Origin of the sequence: Candidatus Ornithobacterium hominis, assembly GCF_951229915.1 — a bacterium.
Lineage (GTDB): Bacteria > Bacteroidota > Bacteroidia > Flavobacteriales > Weeksellaceae > Ornithobacterium > Ornithobacterium hominis.
The window spans coordinates 937195-955142 of sequence record NZ_OX579588.1 but is presented as its reverse complement, the minus strand read 5'-3'; the positions used below and the strand labels follow the sequence as shown (position 1 = coordinate 955142).

Genomic DNA, 17948 nt, shown 5'->3' with positions numbered 1-17948 from the left:
ATTTCACTAGAATTTTACCCCACAAAAATCATAAAAATATCAGTACAATAAAAATGTTAAATTTCATTATATTTGTAACTGAAATTTTAATCGATGGGGAAACAAAATATTAATACAATCGGAGTTATGACTTCTGGTGGAGATGCACCAGGAATGAATGCTGCGCTGCGTGCCGTGGTGCGTGCTAGTATTTATAACGGGCTAAATTGTAAGGGGATTCGCCTAGGCTACCAAGGCCTGATAGAAGATAATATATTTTCGATGGGGCCAAGAAGCGTAAGCAATATTATTAACCGCGGAGGAACAATTTTAAAAACAGCTCGTTCTAAAGAGTTTACAACCAAAGAAGGCCGAAAAAAAGCTTACGAAAACCTAAAGAAAAATGGTATTGACGCACTAGTCGTGATTGGTGGAGATGGCTCTTTTACTGGAGCTAAAATATTCAGTGAAGAGCATGACGTTAAAGTGATTGGAATTCCTGGGACGATAGATAATGATATTTTTGGTACGGATTTCACGATAGGGTACGATACGGCACTAAATACAGTTATAAATGCTATTGACAAAATTCGTGATACAGCGCAATCTCATAATCGTGTATTTTTCGTAGAAGTTATGGGGAGAGATGCTGGTTTTATTGCATTAAATTCAGGGATCGCATGTGGAGCACAAGATATCTTAATCCCAGAGAGAAAAGATAAAATTGAGGAGATGTTTGACTCGATGGAAAGAGGTAGAAAGACAGGAAAACTCTCAAGTATAATTGTTGTAGCAGAAGGTGAAGAATTGGGCGGTGTGTATGATTTAGCTAAATTTACCAAAATAAAATATCCTGACTATGATATCCGTGTGACGGTCTTAGGGCATATTCAGCGAGGAGGAGACCCTAGCTGCGCAGACCGCGTGCTGGCAAGTAGACTGGGAATTGCAGCTGTGGAAGGATTATTACAAGGTAAAACAAGAGTAATGGCTGGGGTCAGAAGTAATAAAATTGTATTTACGCCTATAGAAGAGGCTATTCAAAAACATAACGAAATTGATCAGGAACTCATAAAAGTTTCAGATATATTAGCAAGATAATTTATAAATTTAACATCAATAATTATGGCAAAAGTTAAAGTAGCAATCAATGGATTTGGTAGAATAGGTCGTTTAGCATTCCGCTTAATGGAAGACGACAATGATTTTGATATTGTAGCAATCAACGATCTTACCGATGCAAAAACATTAGGTCATTTATTAAAGTATGACTCTACACAAGGTAAATTCAAAACAGACTCACTAGAAGTAAAAGAAGATAAATTAATCGTAGATGGTAGAGAAATTACCATTTATAGTCAAAAAGACCCTGAGCAACTTCCTTGGGAAGAATTAGGAATTGATGTCGTTTTAGAATGTACTGGTTTCTTCAGAACCAAAGAAGCCGCTGAAAAACACATCAAGGCTGGAGCTAAAAAAGTGATTATCTCTGCTCCCGCCAAAGGTGATATGAAAACCATCGTTTACAACGTAAACCATGATATTTTAGATGGTAGCGAAACCGTTCTTTCTGGTGCTTCTTGCACTACAAACTGCTTGGCACCTGTAGCTAAGGTTTTGAATGATAAATTTGGTTTACTCTCTGGTTTGATGACAACAGTCCACGGCTATACTAATGATCAAAATACACTAGATGGGCCACACAGTGACTTGAGAAGAGCACGTGCAGCAGCAGCTAACATCGTCCCTACTACAACTGGTGCTGCCGCCGCAGTTGGTTTAGTCTTACCTGAATTGAAAGGGAAATTAGATGGAATGGCTCTTCGCGTTCCCGTACCAACTGGTTCCTTAGTTGATTTAACTGCTCGTTTAAATAAGAAAGTAACAAAAGAAGACGTTAATAATGCTATCATTGCAGCAGCAGATGGAGATTTGAAAGATACCCTAGGATATACTGACGAGCCTATTGTTTCTTCAGATATTATAGGAATAACTTACGGCTCTTATTTTGATCTTCTTTCTACAGAAGTTTTAGAAGATGAGAATGGCGAGCAACTAGTAAAAATCATTACTTGGTATGATAATGAAATGTCTTATACCGCTCAATTAGTTAGATTGACTAAGCATTTTGCAGAACTAATTTCATAAATTTTTTAAGACTTAAAAAAATCCCGTAAAATTTCTTGCGGGATTTTTATTTGATTTTTAGACTCCTTTTTTTGCACAGAAACTTAAAAGTCAATGTTTATTAAAATTTATAAAGGCTCAAAAAAAATAAAAACTCCCGCAATCGCAGGAGTTAAACTGAAAATTATAATCAAGATAATTAGTCAAAGTTTTTGCTAAACCAATCTTTAATATCTTCTACTGCTTGACCAGTTTTCTTTTGAATTTTACCAAACAATTCATCTGATTTTCCCTCTTCGTATAATAAGTCATCATCAGTCAAATCAGCCCATTGTTGTTTAGCTTTTCCTTTTAGTTGATTCCAGTTTCCTTTTAACTTTGTTTCAAATGAATTGTCCATAATATTATTTTAAATTGTTATAACTTTTTAATTTCAAAAGGTATTCCATAAATTTATCAAATTTGTTAATTCGTTGTTAATTATATTTTTTTATCTTTGTGAAAAACAAAAGAAAATGCTCAAAGCAGTACTTTTTGATATGGATGGAGTGATTGTCGATACAGAACCATTGCATAGAAAAGCTTATTATTCAATGTTTAATGATTTTAATATTGAAGTTTCAGAAGAATTATTCCAGACCTTTACGGGGAAATCAACGCAACATGTCTGTGAAACTCTGATAGATAAATTTGGACTTAAAAATCAACCTCAAGAGCTGATTAATGTTAAAAGAAAGTTTTTTAAACATTTATTTGATAACGACCCAAATTTTGATTTAATTCCTGGTGTTTTAGATTTAATTAAAAATTTATACCAAAATAATATTACGTTGATTTTAGCCAGTTCAGCAAGCATGAATACGATAAACTGGGTTTTTGAAAAATTTGAGCTCACCCCCTATTTTACTGATAAAATTAGTGGTGCTTCACTCAAAGAATCAAAACCTCACCCAGAAATTTTTGAAATTGCAGCAAAATTAGCCAAGGCTCAAAAATCAGAATGCATCGTGATAGAAGATTCTACCAGCGGGTTAAAAGCTGCTCATGCAGCAGAAATTTACGCTGTAGCTTATCGGAGTAAGAATAGCCATAATCAAGATTATTCTTTGGCTGGAACAGTTATTTCTGATTTCTCAGAAATCGACGCAAAAAAATTGAATGGATTAATTACTAAACATTAATTTTTGTTCTTTTATCTAGCTGATTTTAAATAAAATAAGGGAAATTCTAATACCTATGCACACTGCCGTAGAGATTAAAGAAAAAAATAAAATTGGTTGCCGTTTCTAATCAGAAACCTAAGCACCTTGCCATATATTTCCTCTATTTTTTTCACAATTTCTTTTTTATAAATTTCATTATACTCTTGAGCGGGTACATAGATAAGCCAAACGAAGAATAATTAAGTCAAATCATTAATTAATTTATCAAATTCGCTAATAAATTGTCTTAATTTTAGTAATTTTGATTTAGAACATTATAAAAACAAATAAAATTTAATCTTTATGGGAAATACTCACAATCAAAATTCACAATATTATATAGATTTAGAATATAAGCACGGTGCTCATAATTATCATCCGCTTCCAGTTGTTTTAGAAAAAGGAGAAGGTGTTTTTGTGTGGGATGTTGAAGGAAAAAAATATTATGATTTTTTATCCGCTTATTCGGCTGTAAATCAAGGGCATTGCCACCCCAAAATTATTCAAGCCTTAAAAAATCAGGCGGAGAAGTTAACGCTTACTTCTCGAGCTTTTTACAATTCAGAATTGGGGAAATACGAGAAATACATCACTGAACTTTTAGATTTTGATAAAGTTTTACCGATGAACTCGGGCGCAGAAGCAGTAGAAACTGCATTAAAAATTTGTCGCAAATGGGGCTATACGCAAAAGGGTGTAGACGAAGAAAAAGCTGTGATTATAGTAGCCAAAGGGAATTTCCATGGGCGAACAACCACCATTATTTCTTTCTCCAACGACGATAATGCTCGTGATGATTTTGGGCCTTATACTTCTGGGTTCATCAGCGTGGAATATGATAATGCTGAAGCTTTAGAAAAAATCTTGCAAGAAAACTCAAATGTAGTTGGCTTTTTAGTAGAACCGATTCAGGGTGAGGCTGGCGTCTATGTGCCTTCAGATGGGTATTTGAAAGCTTGCTATGATTTGTGTAAAAAACACAATGTGCTCTTCATTGCAGATGAAATTCAAACAGGAATTGCTCGTACAGGCAAAATGTTGGCGTGCGACTATGAAAATATAAAACCTGATATTTTAACGCTGGGTAAAGCGATTTCAGGGGGTGTTTACCCAGTTTCTGCTGTTTTAGCGAACGATGAAATTATGAATGTCATTCAACCTGGGCAGCATGGCTCTACCTTTGGTGGGAACCCGATGGCCTGTGCTGTGGCAACGGCTGCTCTTGAGGTTATTTTAGATGAAAATTTAGCCGAAAAAGCTTATAAACTAGGGAATTTATTCCGACAAGAGATGCAAAAAATTGTTGATGAAAATCAAAATCTTCTCACAAAAGTTCGAGGGAAAGGTCTGTTGAACGCCATCGTCATAAACGATACGGAAGAAAGTTCTACGGCTTGGGATATTTGTATAAAACTGAAAAACAACGGATTATTAGCAAAACCAACACACGGGAATATCATTCGTTTTGCCCCGCCATTGGTAATTACCGAAGAGCAATTGTTGGATTGTCTTCGTATCATTAGAGAAACCATAGAAAATTTTAAGGCTTAAAAAATTTATTTAATGTCTCTTTTGAACTAAAATAGAAAAAATGCTGTTTCAATAAATTTTGAGACAGCTTTTTTTTTCACACATTTTATCTTAATGAATTTTAATCTCTTTTGGTTTGTGAAACAAGATGGAAAACAGAGATTATTGGATTTTTTTCTTCCGAATTGAATTTTATATTTATAAAAGTATGTTTTTTTTAAGGCTTTAAAAAAAATTTAAAAATTTCATTTAATTCTTCTATTCCCGCAATTGCTTTTTTCTGAATATGATGAATTTTTCGGTTAAAACTAGGGAATTCAATTGGAGAAGGGTCAATCAAATAAACTGGAACATTTGTCGCTACCTCATGCACCAAACCCGCTGCTGGGTAAACTTGCAGAGAAGTTCCAATTATTAAAAGAATATCTGCTTTTTGGGCTTCTTCTATTGCTTTTTGCATCTGAGGGACTGCTTCCCCAAACCAAACAATATGCGGACGCAGTTGCCCGCCATCGCTGTGTAAATCACCCCATTGAATATCTTTTTCGTATTCGAAAGCAATTTCATCATTGAACACGCTGCGTGCTTTTTTGAGTTCGCCATGCAAATGAATAATATTTTTTGAGCCTGCTCTTTCATGTAAATCATCGACATTTTGTGTAATGATAATCACCTCAAAATCATCTTCTAAGGTTTTCAAAAAATAATGAGCTGCATTGGGTTCTACATCTTTGAGTTGTTTTTTTCTTAAATTATAAAATTTTAAAACTAATTTAGGATTTTCTTCAAAGGCTTCTGGCGTTGCAATTTGAGAAATATCATAATCTTCCCACAAACCTCCCGAGTCTCTAAAGGTTTTTAATCCACTTTCTTGTGAGATTCCAGCACCTGTGAGTACGACTATTTTGGGTTTAATTTTCATACAATTCGTTATAGAGATCAATGTATCTCTCTTTGATGTTTTTTCGTTTCATCTTCAGCGTTGGAGTCAATAAATCATTATCAATCGTCCATTCTTCTGGAGTCAAAACAAAGCGTTTCACTTGTTCCCAATGCCCAAAATGCTTGTTTTTGTCATCAATTCCTTTCTGAATTTCATCTATAACTTGTTTATTTTCAGTAATTTTCTTGGGGTCTAAATCTAGATTTAGATTGTTTTTCTCTGCCCAATTTCTGATATAATCAAAGTTTGGCTGAATGATAGCACACGGCATCTTTTGCCCTTCGCCCACCACCATAATTTGTGCAATGAATGGAATCTCTAGCATCTTATTCTGAATCGGTTCTGGAGCAATGTATTTCCCACCACTGGTTTTGAAGATTTGTTTCTTCCGATCGGTGATTTTTAATATACCCTTTGAATTTATCACGCCTATATCTCCAGTTTTAAAATAGCCTTCTGGAGTGAAAGCTTCTTTTGTTTTCGCTGGATTTTTATAATATCCTTTAAAAACACTCGGTGCTTTTACTAAAATTTCGCCATCTTCAGCTATTTTCACATCTACATTTTTGAGTGGTTTACCCACACTCCCAACCTCAAATCCATTTTTATTAAATGAATTTACGCTTATCACGGGGGAAGTTTCTGTCAACCCATAGCCTTCTAAAATTGGAATACCTGCCGCCCAAAACATTCGGTTTAGTTGTTCTGATAGTTTAGCACTACCACTAACTAAAGTCACAATTTCACCTCCTAAACCTTCTCTCCATTTACTGAATACCAATTTGTTAGCAACTTTATATTTTAAATACCAAGAGAGAGGTTTATTTTTTTTCAAAGGGTCATAATCTTCAATTAGATTTAAAGCCCATGCAAAAATTTTACTTTTCACAGTTCCAGAGTTCATACCTGTTTCATAAATTTTCCCATAGACTTTTTCAATAACTCTAGGCACCACCGTCATAACCTGTGGAGAAATTTCTTTTAAATTATCACTAATTTTATCCATATTTTCTGCATAGTAAATAGAAATTCCACTGTATTGATACAAATAAATTATCATTCGCTCAAAAACATGGCAAATTGGCAAAAAACTCAAAGCCTTAGGTTTTTCGCCCAGTGGCGGAATTCGTTCACGAGATGCAATCACATTCGAGACTAAATTTTTATGACTTAACATTACTCCTTTTGGTTTGCCAGTCGTGCCAGAAGTATAAATCAGTGTAGCTAAATCATCCTCTTTTACACTATTTTTGATTTGTTCTACTTCATTTTGGTTTTCATTTTTCTTGCCTGAATCTAAAATTTCTTCCCAATGAGAAAAGTCTTGTAATTTTTCTATACTGTAAATATATTCTAATGAAGGTGTTTTCTTTTGAGTTTCTGAAACTTTAGAGATTAATTCTAAATTTGAGGCAAAACAGACTTTCACTTCTGCATCGTTGAAAATATATTCATATTCCTCGGCAGAAATTGTAGAATATACAGGAACAGAAACAGCCCCAACCTGCTGAATACCAATGTCTAAAAAGTTCCACTCAGGGCAGTTATTATCTACCACGATAGCAATTTTATCACCTTTTTTAATCCCAATTTTAAGTAGTCCTCTACTTACGCTATTTGCGATGTCAATACATTCTTGCGTAGAGTAAGTTTTCCATGTTTCCCCAGTTTTTTTCGCCAAACAAACTTCCAAATTTTGTTTTTCCTGTTGGTTGTATAATATATCAAAAAGTCGTTTAATTTCCATCTGTTATGAAGTATAATGATTGCAAAGTACTAAAAAATTTAAAAATATCTCGGAGTGTTATCAATATCTAAATCAAAAATTTTCTGAAGCCTTAATAAATTTTCATTTTTTTCAGCCATTTCATTAAAAATATCTCGCCGTGATTTGATGTGCTTTTTATCTGAAGCTTCATCCTTTACTTTCTTTAATATTTGAATGTAATAATTATTTAAATTTTCTCTAAAGAAAATCACAAATTGCTCTCTCAAATTTTCAAACTCAATTGCCATCGACTCAGAATCAAAGCTCAATACAATATCATTACTCTTATTGATTTCCCATTCTGCCGTTTGCAAAACGTTAAAAGCTGGGCGGTTATGATTTTTAATTTTTTCTAAAAACTCATTCCAAAGTCGGAGAAAATCATGCTTGGTGAACTCTTCATTAGGCAGCTCTTTCTCCACTTTTGCTATATCGCTCTCCTCTTTTTTTGCTATTAATTTTTCCGCCTCTGCATTAATGCTAAAAATCGGATTTTGCCTGCGAATAGCCATTTTTTTAGGCTCTGTAGGTAGCTCATTGCCACTGGTTTCTGTTTTTGAGATTATATTTTCTTGCAAAACATTTTTCCCAGCTTCAGCCAAATTTTCCTGAGCTGGCATAGCAGTAATTTTTTGCTCTTTTTTAGAAGTCTTAAAAAATATAGAGGGGATTATTCTAAACTTTTTTTTTTAAAGATTGTATTATCCTCTGCCGTCAAACTCGCTAATTGCATTAAAGCTAACTCAACTGTAAGTCTTTGATTTTTAGAGTTTTTATAATCAATATCAGCTTTATTACAAATTTCAATACCTTGCAATAGAAAATTTAAATTACAAATTTGAGCTTGTTTCAAATACTTTTGAGCTGTTTTCTCACCCACATCCAATAGCGATTGCGTCTCAGCATGTTTAGCTACGAGCAAATCTCTTAGATGGCTTCCCAATCCGCTGATAAATAATTGAGCATCAAAACCTTTCTGTAAAATTTCTTCCAATTGGAGCAAAACTTTTGGGATTTCATTTCCGATTAAATGTTGTGTTACAGAGAAATAAGTTTCGTAATCCAATACATTCAAAGTCTCAGTCACCACTTGCATCGAAACATTTCCGTTGCCAAAAGTCACTAAACGGTCAAAAATTGAAAGCGCATCACGCAAAGCTCCATCTGCTTTTTGAGCGATTAAATGCAGTGCATCATCTTCATATTCAATATTTTCTTGAGCAGCAATTTTCTTCAAGTGATTCTTGATGTCAATAATGCTAATTCTCTTAAAATCATAAATTTGGCATCGAGATAAAATCGTCGGGATAATTTTGTGTTTTTCTGTTGTTGCTAAAATAAAAATAGCATGCGCTGGTGGTTCCTCTAGAGTTTTCAAAAAAGCATTAAATGCTTGATTAGATAACATATGAACTTCATCTATTATGTAAACTTTGTATTGCCCCACCTGTGGCGGAAAACGCACTTGGTCAACCAGCGAGCGAATGTCATCTACGGAGTTATTAGAAGCTGCATCCAATTCAAAAATATTGAATGTAAAATCAGAATCTTTGCTGTCATCAGTGGCAGATTCATTAATTTTTCGGGCTAAAATCCTTGCACAAGTTGTTTTTCCCACACCCCTTGGCCCGCAAAATAACAAAGCTTGAGCTAAATGATTATTCTCAATCGCATGCTCTAAAGTCTTTGCAATTACCTCCTGACCAACGACTTCATCAAAAGTTTGGGGTCTGTATTTTCTAGCTGAAACAACGTAATTATCCATAAATCTGACCAAAGATACGTATATTGAAAATTTTTTAAGCCTTAAAAAATTAATTTTCTTTTGCTTGATTTCTAGCTTTTTGTTTTTCAGCGATTTCCACCAAAGATTGAACTAAATAATCTATTTCTTCCTCAGAATTATAAATACTAAATGAAAGACGTAAAGGTGTAGTCGCTTTCAAAACAGAAGCATCATGCAAAGCAGTAATTACCGCACTGGCTTTGCTCGCCCCCGAACTACAAGCACTACCCTGCGAAGCGGCAATGCCCTTTAGATCCAATTCAAAGCCAATCAATGAGTCATGGAACGGCAATAGAACACTTAAAATTGTGTATAAACTTTCCTCTAGATCAGCACTTTTTCCATTATAAATGACATCAGGAAATGCTTGATTTAGTTTTTTTATCGTGTATTTTTTTAAGCTTTTAATTCTTTTGATTTCATTGTCAAAATTTTGATTAGCCATCTCAAATGCTTTCCCCATGCCTAAGATTCCGTGTAAATTTTCGGTGCCTGATCTTAAATTCCGCTCCTGTCCTCCCCCAGTAATTTGAGCTTTTAATCCTGTTCCTTTTTTGATGTAGGCAAAACCTGCACCTTTTGGCCCATGGTATTTATGGGCGCTACTGCTAGCAAAGTGCACTGGTAATTCATGGAGATTGATGGCGAAATGCCCTAAGGTTTGCACCATATCTGAGTGGAAATAGGCTTGATTTTCTTCGCATATTTTCCCTATTTTCTCAATATCATAAATATTCCCAATTTCATTATTGGCATGCATTAGGGTTACTAATGTCTTTTTTGGGGAATCTTTTAAGTATTTTTCTAAGGTTTCAAAATCAAGGTTTCCATCTTTTTTGATGGGTAATAAAAGTAATTCTAAATCTTTTTTGCTACAAACTTCTTTTGTCGTTTCTGCCACACATTTGTGTTCTAAAACACTGGTAATGATTCGCTCTACACCGAGATGCTCGACTACACTTCTGATGATTAAATTATTTGCTTCTGTACCGCCAGAAGTAAAAATAATTTCTGAAGCGTTTACCCCAGTGTATTTGGCAATATCTTTTCTAACTTTTTCAATTTCTGCTTTGCTTTCACGACCAAAAAAATGTGTGGAAGAAGGATTACCAAATTTTTCTTTCATTCCATTTACCATCACATCGATGACTTCTTCGTGCATTTGTGTAGTTGCAGCACTGTCAAAATATACTTTCATCTCATTTGGGGTTTACAATCAGTTGTTTAATTTTTGTAGTATTAACTTTATAAATCAATGTAGAATAAGTCAAAGCCATCATAAGCAAATCATTAGGCCTAGGCGAAAACAAGGTTAAATCTACGACTAAATTTTGATTTTCGATTTTTGGATTTTCTAAAATACCTGAATAGCCTCCGCTTCTTCTCATCCCTAAATCGATGATAATCAATGAGCTTTTATTAAAATCAATATCAGATGAAACTTGATGAGAAGAAATTCTGCGTTTCTGAAGTTCTTTTTCAAATTCTTCTTCGGAATGAATAAGCTTTTGATTAAATTCATTCAACCCATTCTGGTTTTGTGTATAAATTTTTTCTAATTTAAGTTTGCTTTCCTCCACTGGCACATTAAGTTTCTGCTGCATGCAGGAGTGAAAAATTAAAGCACCTTTAAACCTAAAATATTTTTAAACACTAAATTAAAGATTGTAAAATTGAGGTGACTAAAGAGAGCAACAAACTAAAAATCAATGCCCACCAAAATCCATTAACATTGAACCCATCTAGGAAATAAGCAGCTATTAAGATAATCAATGCATTGATAACTAAGATAAATAAACCTAAAGTTAAAATAGTAATGGGTAAGCTGAAGAAAATTAAAATAGGCTTGACGATGGCGTTTAAAATCCCTAAAACAATAGAAAAAAAGATGGCTTGTGTGAAGCTTCCAAAACTAACACCACTTAAAACATTAGCTAAAAAATATGAAGCCACCGCTGTGATTAAAATATTGATAATAATACTCATTATTTTTTTTGGTGTCAAATTTACTAAAATTTAATAAGCTTTTAAAAATTTAGTGAACATATTAATCGTCAGATTTTAATTCTTAGCATGATAAGATCTTATAAATAAAGGTGATAAATAGTTTTTTTTTAGGCTTATTAAATTTTTTTCATATCTCTTTAGAAACAAATAATAAAAGTACTGAGTAACCTGCCTTTGGAAAATAAAATAAAAAGTTGCTCATATCAAATCTTTTGTTTTACTTTGCAAGTACAAAAATGAAACAACGAGTACAAAATATGATAATGTCTATGATGATGCAATTTAATCTTGCAGCGCATGGGTAATGTCTAAATTTTAATAAAAATCCAAGAGCCGCTGCATTATTATATGTAGCGGTTTTTTATTTTTGATTAAATTAAACTAAAAATGAATTTCAAACCAAATATGCCAATGCAAATGATGATGGAGACAATGATGCTCCAACAGAAGTGTATTGCCTAAATTTAAATAACTAATTCTATTTAATCCCTTTGGCAATACAATGTCAAGGGATTTTTTTTAAGCCTTTAAAAAAAAATAATGAGAAAAATTAAAATTTCAACTAAATCAAAAAATGCTGAAATTTTTCAGGTAAATTTATCGTACGAGACGTTTGGCCGCCCGCTGGGGCATGCGCCCATTGTTTTGGTAAATCACGCACTGACGGGGAATTCTACCGTGGCAGGCAAAAAAGGCTGGTGGAAAAGTTTAATCGGCGACAGTAAGATTATTGATAATCAAAAGTTTACAATTTTAGCTTTCAATATTCCAGGCAATGGCTACGATGGTGTTTTGGTAGATAATTATAAAGATTTCACGGTGAAGTGTATTTCTAATTTATTTTTACAAGGCTTAAAAAATTTGAATATCAATAAAATTCACACCATGATTGGCGGCTCATTGGGTGGCGCAATTGCTTGGCAAATGGCGTATGATGCTCCTGATTTGTTTGAAAATTTAATTCCAGTAGTCACAGATTTTCAGACGAGCGATTGGGTGCGTGCACAAAGTTATTTGCAAGATAGAATTTTGAATTTTTCTAAAAATCCAATCCAAGACGCTCGTGTAAACGCCATGTTGGTGTACCGAACACCTTTTTCTATCGACCATCGTTTCCAAAATCAGTTCGATACCGAAAAAAATGAGTTCAAAGTCAATGATTGGCTAGATTATCATGGTAGAGCGCTCGAAAATCGTTTTCAACTAAAAGCTTACCGATTGATGAATCATTTGATTTCTACGATTGATGTAGCACCAAATGCAGCTGATTTAGATAAAATTAAAAGTAATATTCACATCGTTTCAGTAAATACGGATTTGTTTTTCACCGCGGAACGCAACCGAAAAACATACAAAATTTTAAAAGGCTTAAAAAATAATGTGTATTATCACGAAATACAGTCCATTCACGGGCATGACGCTTTTTTGATGGAATATGAGCAGTTAAACCAAATGCTGAAACCCATTTTTGAATAATTGAAGAATAATTTAAATTAACATTTTTTTATAAAAATTAAATAATTATGAAGATCATAAAATTTGGCGGAAAATCCTTAGAAAACGGAAAAGGAATTTCGCAAACTATAAAAATAATACAAAGAAATTACCAACAAAACACTAACTTAGCCATTGTCGTCAGTGCAAGAGGAAAAGCAACCGACGAACTCTTGCATTTGATTGCCTTGGCAAAAAAGGGAGAAGATTTTTCGGCTGAATGGGCTGATTTTCAAGCAAAACAGAATCATTTATCGCTAATTTCACTACAAAAGTATTTTGATGAAGTAGAAACTTTGCTTTCTGGCATCAAATTGCTAGAAGAATGTTCGGACAAAACACAAGATAGAATTTTAGCTTACGGTGAAATCATCAGCGTGAATTACCTTGCGGCTCAATTAGAAAAAAATGGTATTGCGGCTAAGGCAATTGATGCAGGAGATTTATTTTTAACGAATGATGAATTTGGCAATGCAGCAGTAAATTTCGCTATTTCTGAAGCTAAAACTCAAGCATATTTCAATTCACTGGAATCTCATATTTTGCCGATTGTTACAGGATTTATTGCTAAAAACAGCCATGGCGAACGTACAACTTTGGGCAGAAATGGTAGCAATTATTCAGCATCTTTGTTAGCAAATTTTTTGAATGCTGATTTGCTTGAAAACTATACGCACGTTGATGGAATTTTCACTGGAAATCCTGATGAAATTCATGAAGCAGTAAAAATCGAACAACTTTCCTATGCTGATGCTGCTGAATTGGCTCAATTTGGTGCGAATATTTTACACGCCAAAACTATAGAACCACTTCAGCAAAAGAATATTGCGTTGAAGATTTTAAATACCTTTGGCGATGATGCACAAACGGGAACTTTAATCACGGCTAATCCAGAAGATAAAACGGTGCGTGCCTTGGCTTCGTTAAAGAATAAAGCCTTGATTCATTTTGAAGGGAAAGGTTTGCTTGGGAAAGTGGGCGTTGATGGAAGAATTTTTAAAGCCTTTCAAAATAATAACATCAGTGTTGGAATGATTTCGCAAGGCTCTTCAGAGCGTGGTATTGCGATGGTAGTGAGCGAAGACCAAGCAGAAAAAGCGGTAAAAAGTTTGAAACAAGAATTTAAAGAAGATATTGAAAAAGGTGATGTAGATGAGATTTTTGCAGAAAAAGGTTTAGGTGTTTTGGCTATTATTGGGTTGAATCTCAATCAGTTTGATAAGCCTTATCGTTCTTTGGTTCGAAATCAAATCACGCCTAAATTGTTTAACAATACAATTACAGGCAACACGATTTGCTTGCTTTTAACCGAAAAGGAATTGAACAAAGCGATTCAGGTCATTCACGGCGAATTATTTGACCAACCGAAAAAAGTTCATATCGCGGTGATAGGTCACGGATTGGTAGGTAAAACTCTGATTGAACAGATTTTAGTTCAAAGAAAATCTATTTTGGAAGAAAAAAATATTGATCTAAGAATTTTTGCTATAGCCAATTCACAGAAGGTACTTTTGGCCGTAAACGGGGTTCAAGAAAATTGGGAAGAATTAAAGAAAAAAACACCACAAAATACTGATATTCAAAAATATATAATTTCATTTGCTCAACAAAACGCATTAGAAAATTTAATCATGATAGATAATACCGCTAGCGAAAATGTGGCTAAATCCTATGCTTTGTTTGCCGAAAATGGTTTTGATATTGTTTCGTCAAACAAAATTGCGAATACGTTGCCTTATAGTGATTATCAAAAATTCAGAAAAGTATTAAAAAGAAACAACAAAAAATATTATTACGAAACCAATGTCGGTGCAGGTTTGCCGTTGATTGATACCATTAAATTATTACATCTTTCAGGCGAAAATATTACTCGAATCAAAGGTGTTTTCAGCGGTTCGTTGAGTTATTTATTCAATCACTATTCTATTGAAAATAAGACATTTGAAGAAGTAGTTTTAGAAGCTAAAGAGAAAGGCTATACCGAACCAGACCCAAGAGAAGATTTGAGTGGAAATGATGTGGCTCGTAAACTTTTGATTTTGGCAAGGGAACTTAAAATTCCGAGTGAATTTGAAGATGTGCAGATTCAAAATTTAATTCCAGAAGCTTTAAAATCACTTCCAAAAGAAGAGTTTTTTGAAAGAATGCACGAGATGAATCCGATTTATCAACAAGAAAAAGATGCATTGCAAGATAATGAGGTTTTGCGTTATGTGGGTGATTTACAATGGGATAATGAAAATCAAACCAGCAGTTTAGAAGTGAAATTGGTAAAAGCGTCTCAGGCGTCCGCTTTGGGGCAAATCAAAGGTGCTGATTCTATTTTTGAAATCTATACCGAAAGTTATGGCGACCAGCCTTTGGTGATTCAAGGAGCTGGAGCTGGTGCCAAAGTTACGGCTCGTGGCGTTTTTGGTGATGTGCTACGAATTTCAGAAATTTTAGATTAAATCACTTTTAAATTTTTAAGAAAATGTTTGCTTTGAAGTAATTAATTTCATCTTATTTGAGCATTCTCTAATTAAAACCATTCTTTTTTATTTATTTTTGTATTTATGAAAAATATAATTTTACTATTTATTTTATTATCAGGAGTTTGCTGGGGACAAAATTTTAAGCCTTATAAAAATAGCACTTATCAACCTGAAGCCGAAAAAATTAATAAGCTTGTTCACACCGATTTAAATGTGCAGTTGGATTTTGAGAAAGAATTGCTTTATGGCACTGCGGAAATCACACTACAACCCCACTTCTACCCGACTGATTCCTTGAGTTTAGATGCTCAAAAAATGATTATTCATGAGGTGGCACTCGTCAACCCGATTGGGAAGAAGAAGTTGAATTACAGCTATAATGAGCGTAAGCTAAACATACAGTTAGACCAAAAATACAATAGAAATCAAACGTATAAAATTTTCATCAAATACACAGCCCAACCTAATGAAATTAAAGGTGAAGGCAACCAGGCTATCAGTGGCGAAAAAGGGCTTTATTTCATCAATTCTAAAAAACAAGACCCGAGTAAACCGATACAAGCTTGGACACAAGGTGAACCAAAATCCAGTTCGGTTTGGTTCCCAACAATTGATGAGCCTAATCAAAAGACAACACAAAAAATCGCTATTACAGTTCCTGATGAGTTTGTGACTTTGTCTAATGGAACGATGACCGATACTAAGAAAAATGATAACGGAACGCGTACCGATACTTGGATTCAAAAGCAAAAACATGCACCATACCTATTCTTTATGGGTGTAGGTGATTTTGCTGTAATCAAAGACCAATGGAAGGGTAAACCTGTTAATTATTACGTGGAATTGCCTTACGCTGATGTTGCTAAAGATATTTTTGGCCAAACTCCTGTGATGATTAGTTTTTTTTCAGAAAAATTTGGTTACGAATTCCCATGGGATAAATACTCACAAATGGCTGTGCGTGACTTCATTAGCGGAGCGATGGAAAATACCACAGCTGTTTCTCACATGGAAGTTGTACAGCAAAAGCGAGGCGCATTGATTGATGAAAACATTTGGGAAGATGTCATCGTTCATGAGTTAGCGCACCACTGGTTTGGCGATTTAGTAACGACTGAAAGCTGGGCAAATTTAACACTGAATGAATCTTTTGCCAATTACAGCGAATATCTATGGCGAGAGCACGCTTACGGAAAAGATTATGCCGATGCTCATCGCTGGAAGGATTTAAGCGCTTACTTGCTGGGAGATAATTTTAACAAAGATTTGGTACGTTTTCATCACGAGAATTCTGGCGATATGTTTGATGCAGTTTCGTACAACAAAGGTGGCTATATTCTGCACATGCTGAGAAGTTTCTTGGGTGATGAAGCTTTTTTTGAAGGCTTAAAAAATTATTTAAAAAATAATGAATTTTCTACCGCAGAAGCACATATGCTACGCATTGAATTAGAAAAAGTTTCAGGAAAAGACCTCAATTGGTTTTTCAATCAATGGTTTTTTGGGCACGGTCATCCAAAATTGAAAGTGATAACAGAAAATTTGGATAATCAAATCAAAATAAATTTACGCCAAACTCAGAATTCACCTTTATTCGCATTTCCTTTAGCAATTGATTTATTTTTCAACGGAGAAAAAGAGCGCCATTATGTCTGGGTCAAAAATCAAGAACTCAATTCTTTTACCTTTGATGTTCAGCGACAACCCGATTTAGTTATAGTCAATGCAGACTATGATATTGTGGCAGAAATTGAAGAGGAAAAAAACATGCAACAATATGCTCACCAGTATCTTTGGGCTAAAGACGAATATACTTCAAGATTTTTAGCTTTAGAGCAACTTGGGCAAACACAAAACATTGATTCTTTAGCTTTAAAAGCCATCATTGCTGCCTTGGACGACCCCTATTTTGGTTTACGCATAAAGGCGATTGAAATGCTTGATGTTTCTAATGAAGGAACTAAAATTAAAGCTTTAGAAAAATTAAAATATTTAGCACAATATGACGATAAAACTTTAGTGAAAGCAGCTGCGTTACGTGCTTTGAATCAAATCAATGACCCTGCATTTATAGATATTTTTAATCATTCACTAAAGTCACCAAGTTATGCTGTACAAAGTGCTGCCCTAAACTACTTGATGAGCCATGACCGTGAGAATGCTATTCAAAAAGCAAGAGGTTTAGACAATGAAGTTATCGTTGGAAGTGCAGAATTACTAGAAATTTTCTTACCTGAATGGATTGAAAAAAAGGAGCTCTCTCACCAGCGTTCTATTGCAGAATTGGCTGCAATTTATCAGCTTATCCCCTATCAAAAACCCAAGTTTTCTAATGTAGCTCAAAAAGCTTTTGACTGGATCATGACAACCGATAGCCATACCGCAACATTCAGAGCAGCAGAGATTTATAAACAATATTACCAATACCTGAAAAATAGCCAGCCAGAAGTTATTCCTTTCTTGCAAAATATGGCTAAGGAAGCTCTGCGCAAAAAGAAATCAACTTTTGCTAAAAATCCCACAGAAAGTTTAAAAAAACAAGTAGAAATTTTAGAAAATGCTGTTAATACCATTAGCAACTAATACCTATTCACGAATATTTTGTGTTTTTTCACAGAAATTGGAGCAGAAGATTTAG

General features: G+C 34.1%; 15 protein-coding genes. 7 read left to right on the top strand and 8 right to left on the bottom strand.

The genetic code is table 11. The annotated features are described in order from the left end of the window. The first annotated feature begins 93 nt into the window (after positions 1 to 93). Both pfkA and gap read left to right on the top strand, forming a co-directional pair. The gene (gene pfkA / locus QOX03_RS04435; protein WP_119058068.1) at positions 94 to 1080 is read left to right on the top strand and encodes a 6-phosphofructokinase; all 987 of its coding nucleotides are present in this window, start codon (positions 94 to 96) and stop codon (positions 1078 to 1080) included. Between the two features lie 24 nt (positions 1081 to 1104). Beyond that, complete coding sequence (gene gap, locus QOX03_RS04430) at positions 1105 to 2127, top strand: type I glyceraldehyde-3-phosphate dehydrogenase (RefSeq protein WP_119058069.1); 1023 nt, start codon at positions 1105 to 1107, stop codon at positions 2125 to 2127. Positions 2128 to 2305: 178 nt separating this feature from the next. Here gap and QOX03_RS04425 read toward each other — a convergent pair whose 3' ends face one another. Continuing rightward, a complete protein-coding gene (locus tag QOX03_RS04425; protein WP_119059412.1) occupies positions 2306 to 2506 on the bottom strand; it encodes a CsbD family protein in 201 nt (66 codons plus the stop codon). Positions 2507 to 2621: 115 nt separating this feature from the next. Here QOX03_RS04425 and QOX03_RS04420 point away from each other — a divergent pair, with 115 nt between their 5' ends. Together QOX03_RS04420 and rocD are read left to right on the top strand one after the other, a co-directional pair. After that, entirely contained in the window at positions 2622 to 3287 is a 666-nt protein-coding gene (locus QOX03_RS04420) for an HAD family hydrolase (RefSeq protein WP_283671679.1), read from the top strand. 324 nt (positions 3288 to 3611) lie between these two features. Beyond that, positions 3612 to 4859, top strand: a complete 1248-nt coding sequence (rocD, locus tag QOX03_RS04415) for an ornithine--oxo-acid transaminase (protein WP_283671678.1) — start codon at positions 3612 to 3614, stop codon at positions 4857 to 4859. Between the two features lie 196 nt (positions 4860 to 5055). On the opposite strand, the gene QOX03_RS04410 is transcribed toward rocD, so the two are convergent. Genes QOX03_RS04410 through QOX03_RS04380 form a run of 7 tightly spaced genes read right to left on the bottom strand, consistent with a single transcriptional unit; the run spans position 5056 to position 11321 of the window. Then, entirely contained in the window at positions 5056 to 5760 is a 705-nt protein-coding gene (locus tag QOX03_RS04410) for an SIR2 family NAD-dependent protein deacylase (RefSeq protein WP_283671677.1), read from the bottom strand. Then, positions 5750 to 7528, bottom strand: coding sequence for an AMP-dependent synthetase/ligase (locus QOX03_RS04405; RefSeq protein WP_283671676.1), 1779 nt, complete (start codon positions 7526 to 7528; stop codon positions 5750 to 5752). Before QOX03_RS04405 ends, QOX03_RS04410 begins: the two co-directional genes overlap by 11 nt. 38 nt (positions 7529 to 7566) lie before the next feature. Further along, positions 7567 to 8169, bottom strand: coding sequence for a DUF8439 domain-containing protein (locus QOX03_RS04400; RefSeq protein ID WP_283671675.1), 603 nt, complete (start codon positions 8167 to 8169; stop codon positions 7567 to 7569). Positions 8170 to 8219: 50 nt separating this feature from the next. After that, positions 8220 to 9314, bottom strand: coding sequence for a DNA polymerase III subunit gamma/tau (gene dnaX, locus QOX03_RS04395; RefSeq protein ID WP_283671674.1), 1095 nt, complete (start codon positions 9312 to 9314; stop codon positions 8220 to 8222). A gap of 49 nt (positions 9315 to 9363) precedes the next feature. Continuing rightward, the gene (locus QOX03_RS04390; protein WP_283671673.1) at positions 9364 to 10533 is read right to left on the bottom strand and encodes a cysteine desulfurase family protein; all 1170 of its coding nucleotides are present in this window, start codon (positions 10531 to 10533) and stop codon (positions 9364 to 9366) included. A 1-nt stretch (position 10534) separates the two neighbouring features. Further along, entirely contained in the window at positions 10535 to 10939 is a 405-nt protein-coding gene (locus tag QOX03_RS04385) for a hypothetical protein (protein WP_283671672.1), read from the bottom strand. A gap of 49 nt (positions 10940 to 10988) precedes the next feature. Next, positions 10989 to 11321: a phage holin family protein gene (locus QOX03_RS04380; RefSeq protein ID WP_119058079.1), complete on the bottom strand. Its 333-nt coding sequence runs from the start codon at positions 11319 to 11321 to the stop codon at positions 10989 to 10991. A gap of 561 nt (positions 11322 to 11882) precedes the next feature. On the opposite strand from QOX03_RS04380, the gene QOX03_RS04375 reads away from it, so the two are divergent. The 3 genes from QOX03_RS04375 (at position 11883) to QOX03_RS04365 (ending at position 17893) form a co-directional block, all read left to right on the top strand. Beyond that, on the top strand, positions 11883 to 12818 hold the full coding sequence (locus tag QOX03_RS04375) for an alpha/beta fold hydrolase (protein ID WP_283671671.1): 936 nt from the start codon (positions 11883 to 11885) through the stop codon (positions 12816 to 12818). Between the two features lie 47 nt (positions 12819 to 12865). Further along, positions 12866 to 15286 carry a bifunctional aspartate kinase/homoserine dehydrogenase I gene (thrA, locus tag QOX03_RS04370; protein WP_283671670.1) on the top strand — a complete coding sequence of 807 codons (2421 nt, stop codon included), beginning with the start codon at positions 12866 to 12868 and terminating at the stop codon, positions 15284 to 15286. 105 nt (positions 15287 to 15391) lie between these two features. Next, a complete protein-coding gene (locus QOX03_RS04365; protein ID WP_283671669.1) occupies positions 15392 to 17893 on the top strand; it encodes a M1 family aminopeptidase in 2502 nt (833 codons plus the stop codon). Positions 17894 to 17948 lie beyond the last annotated feature (55 nt).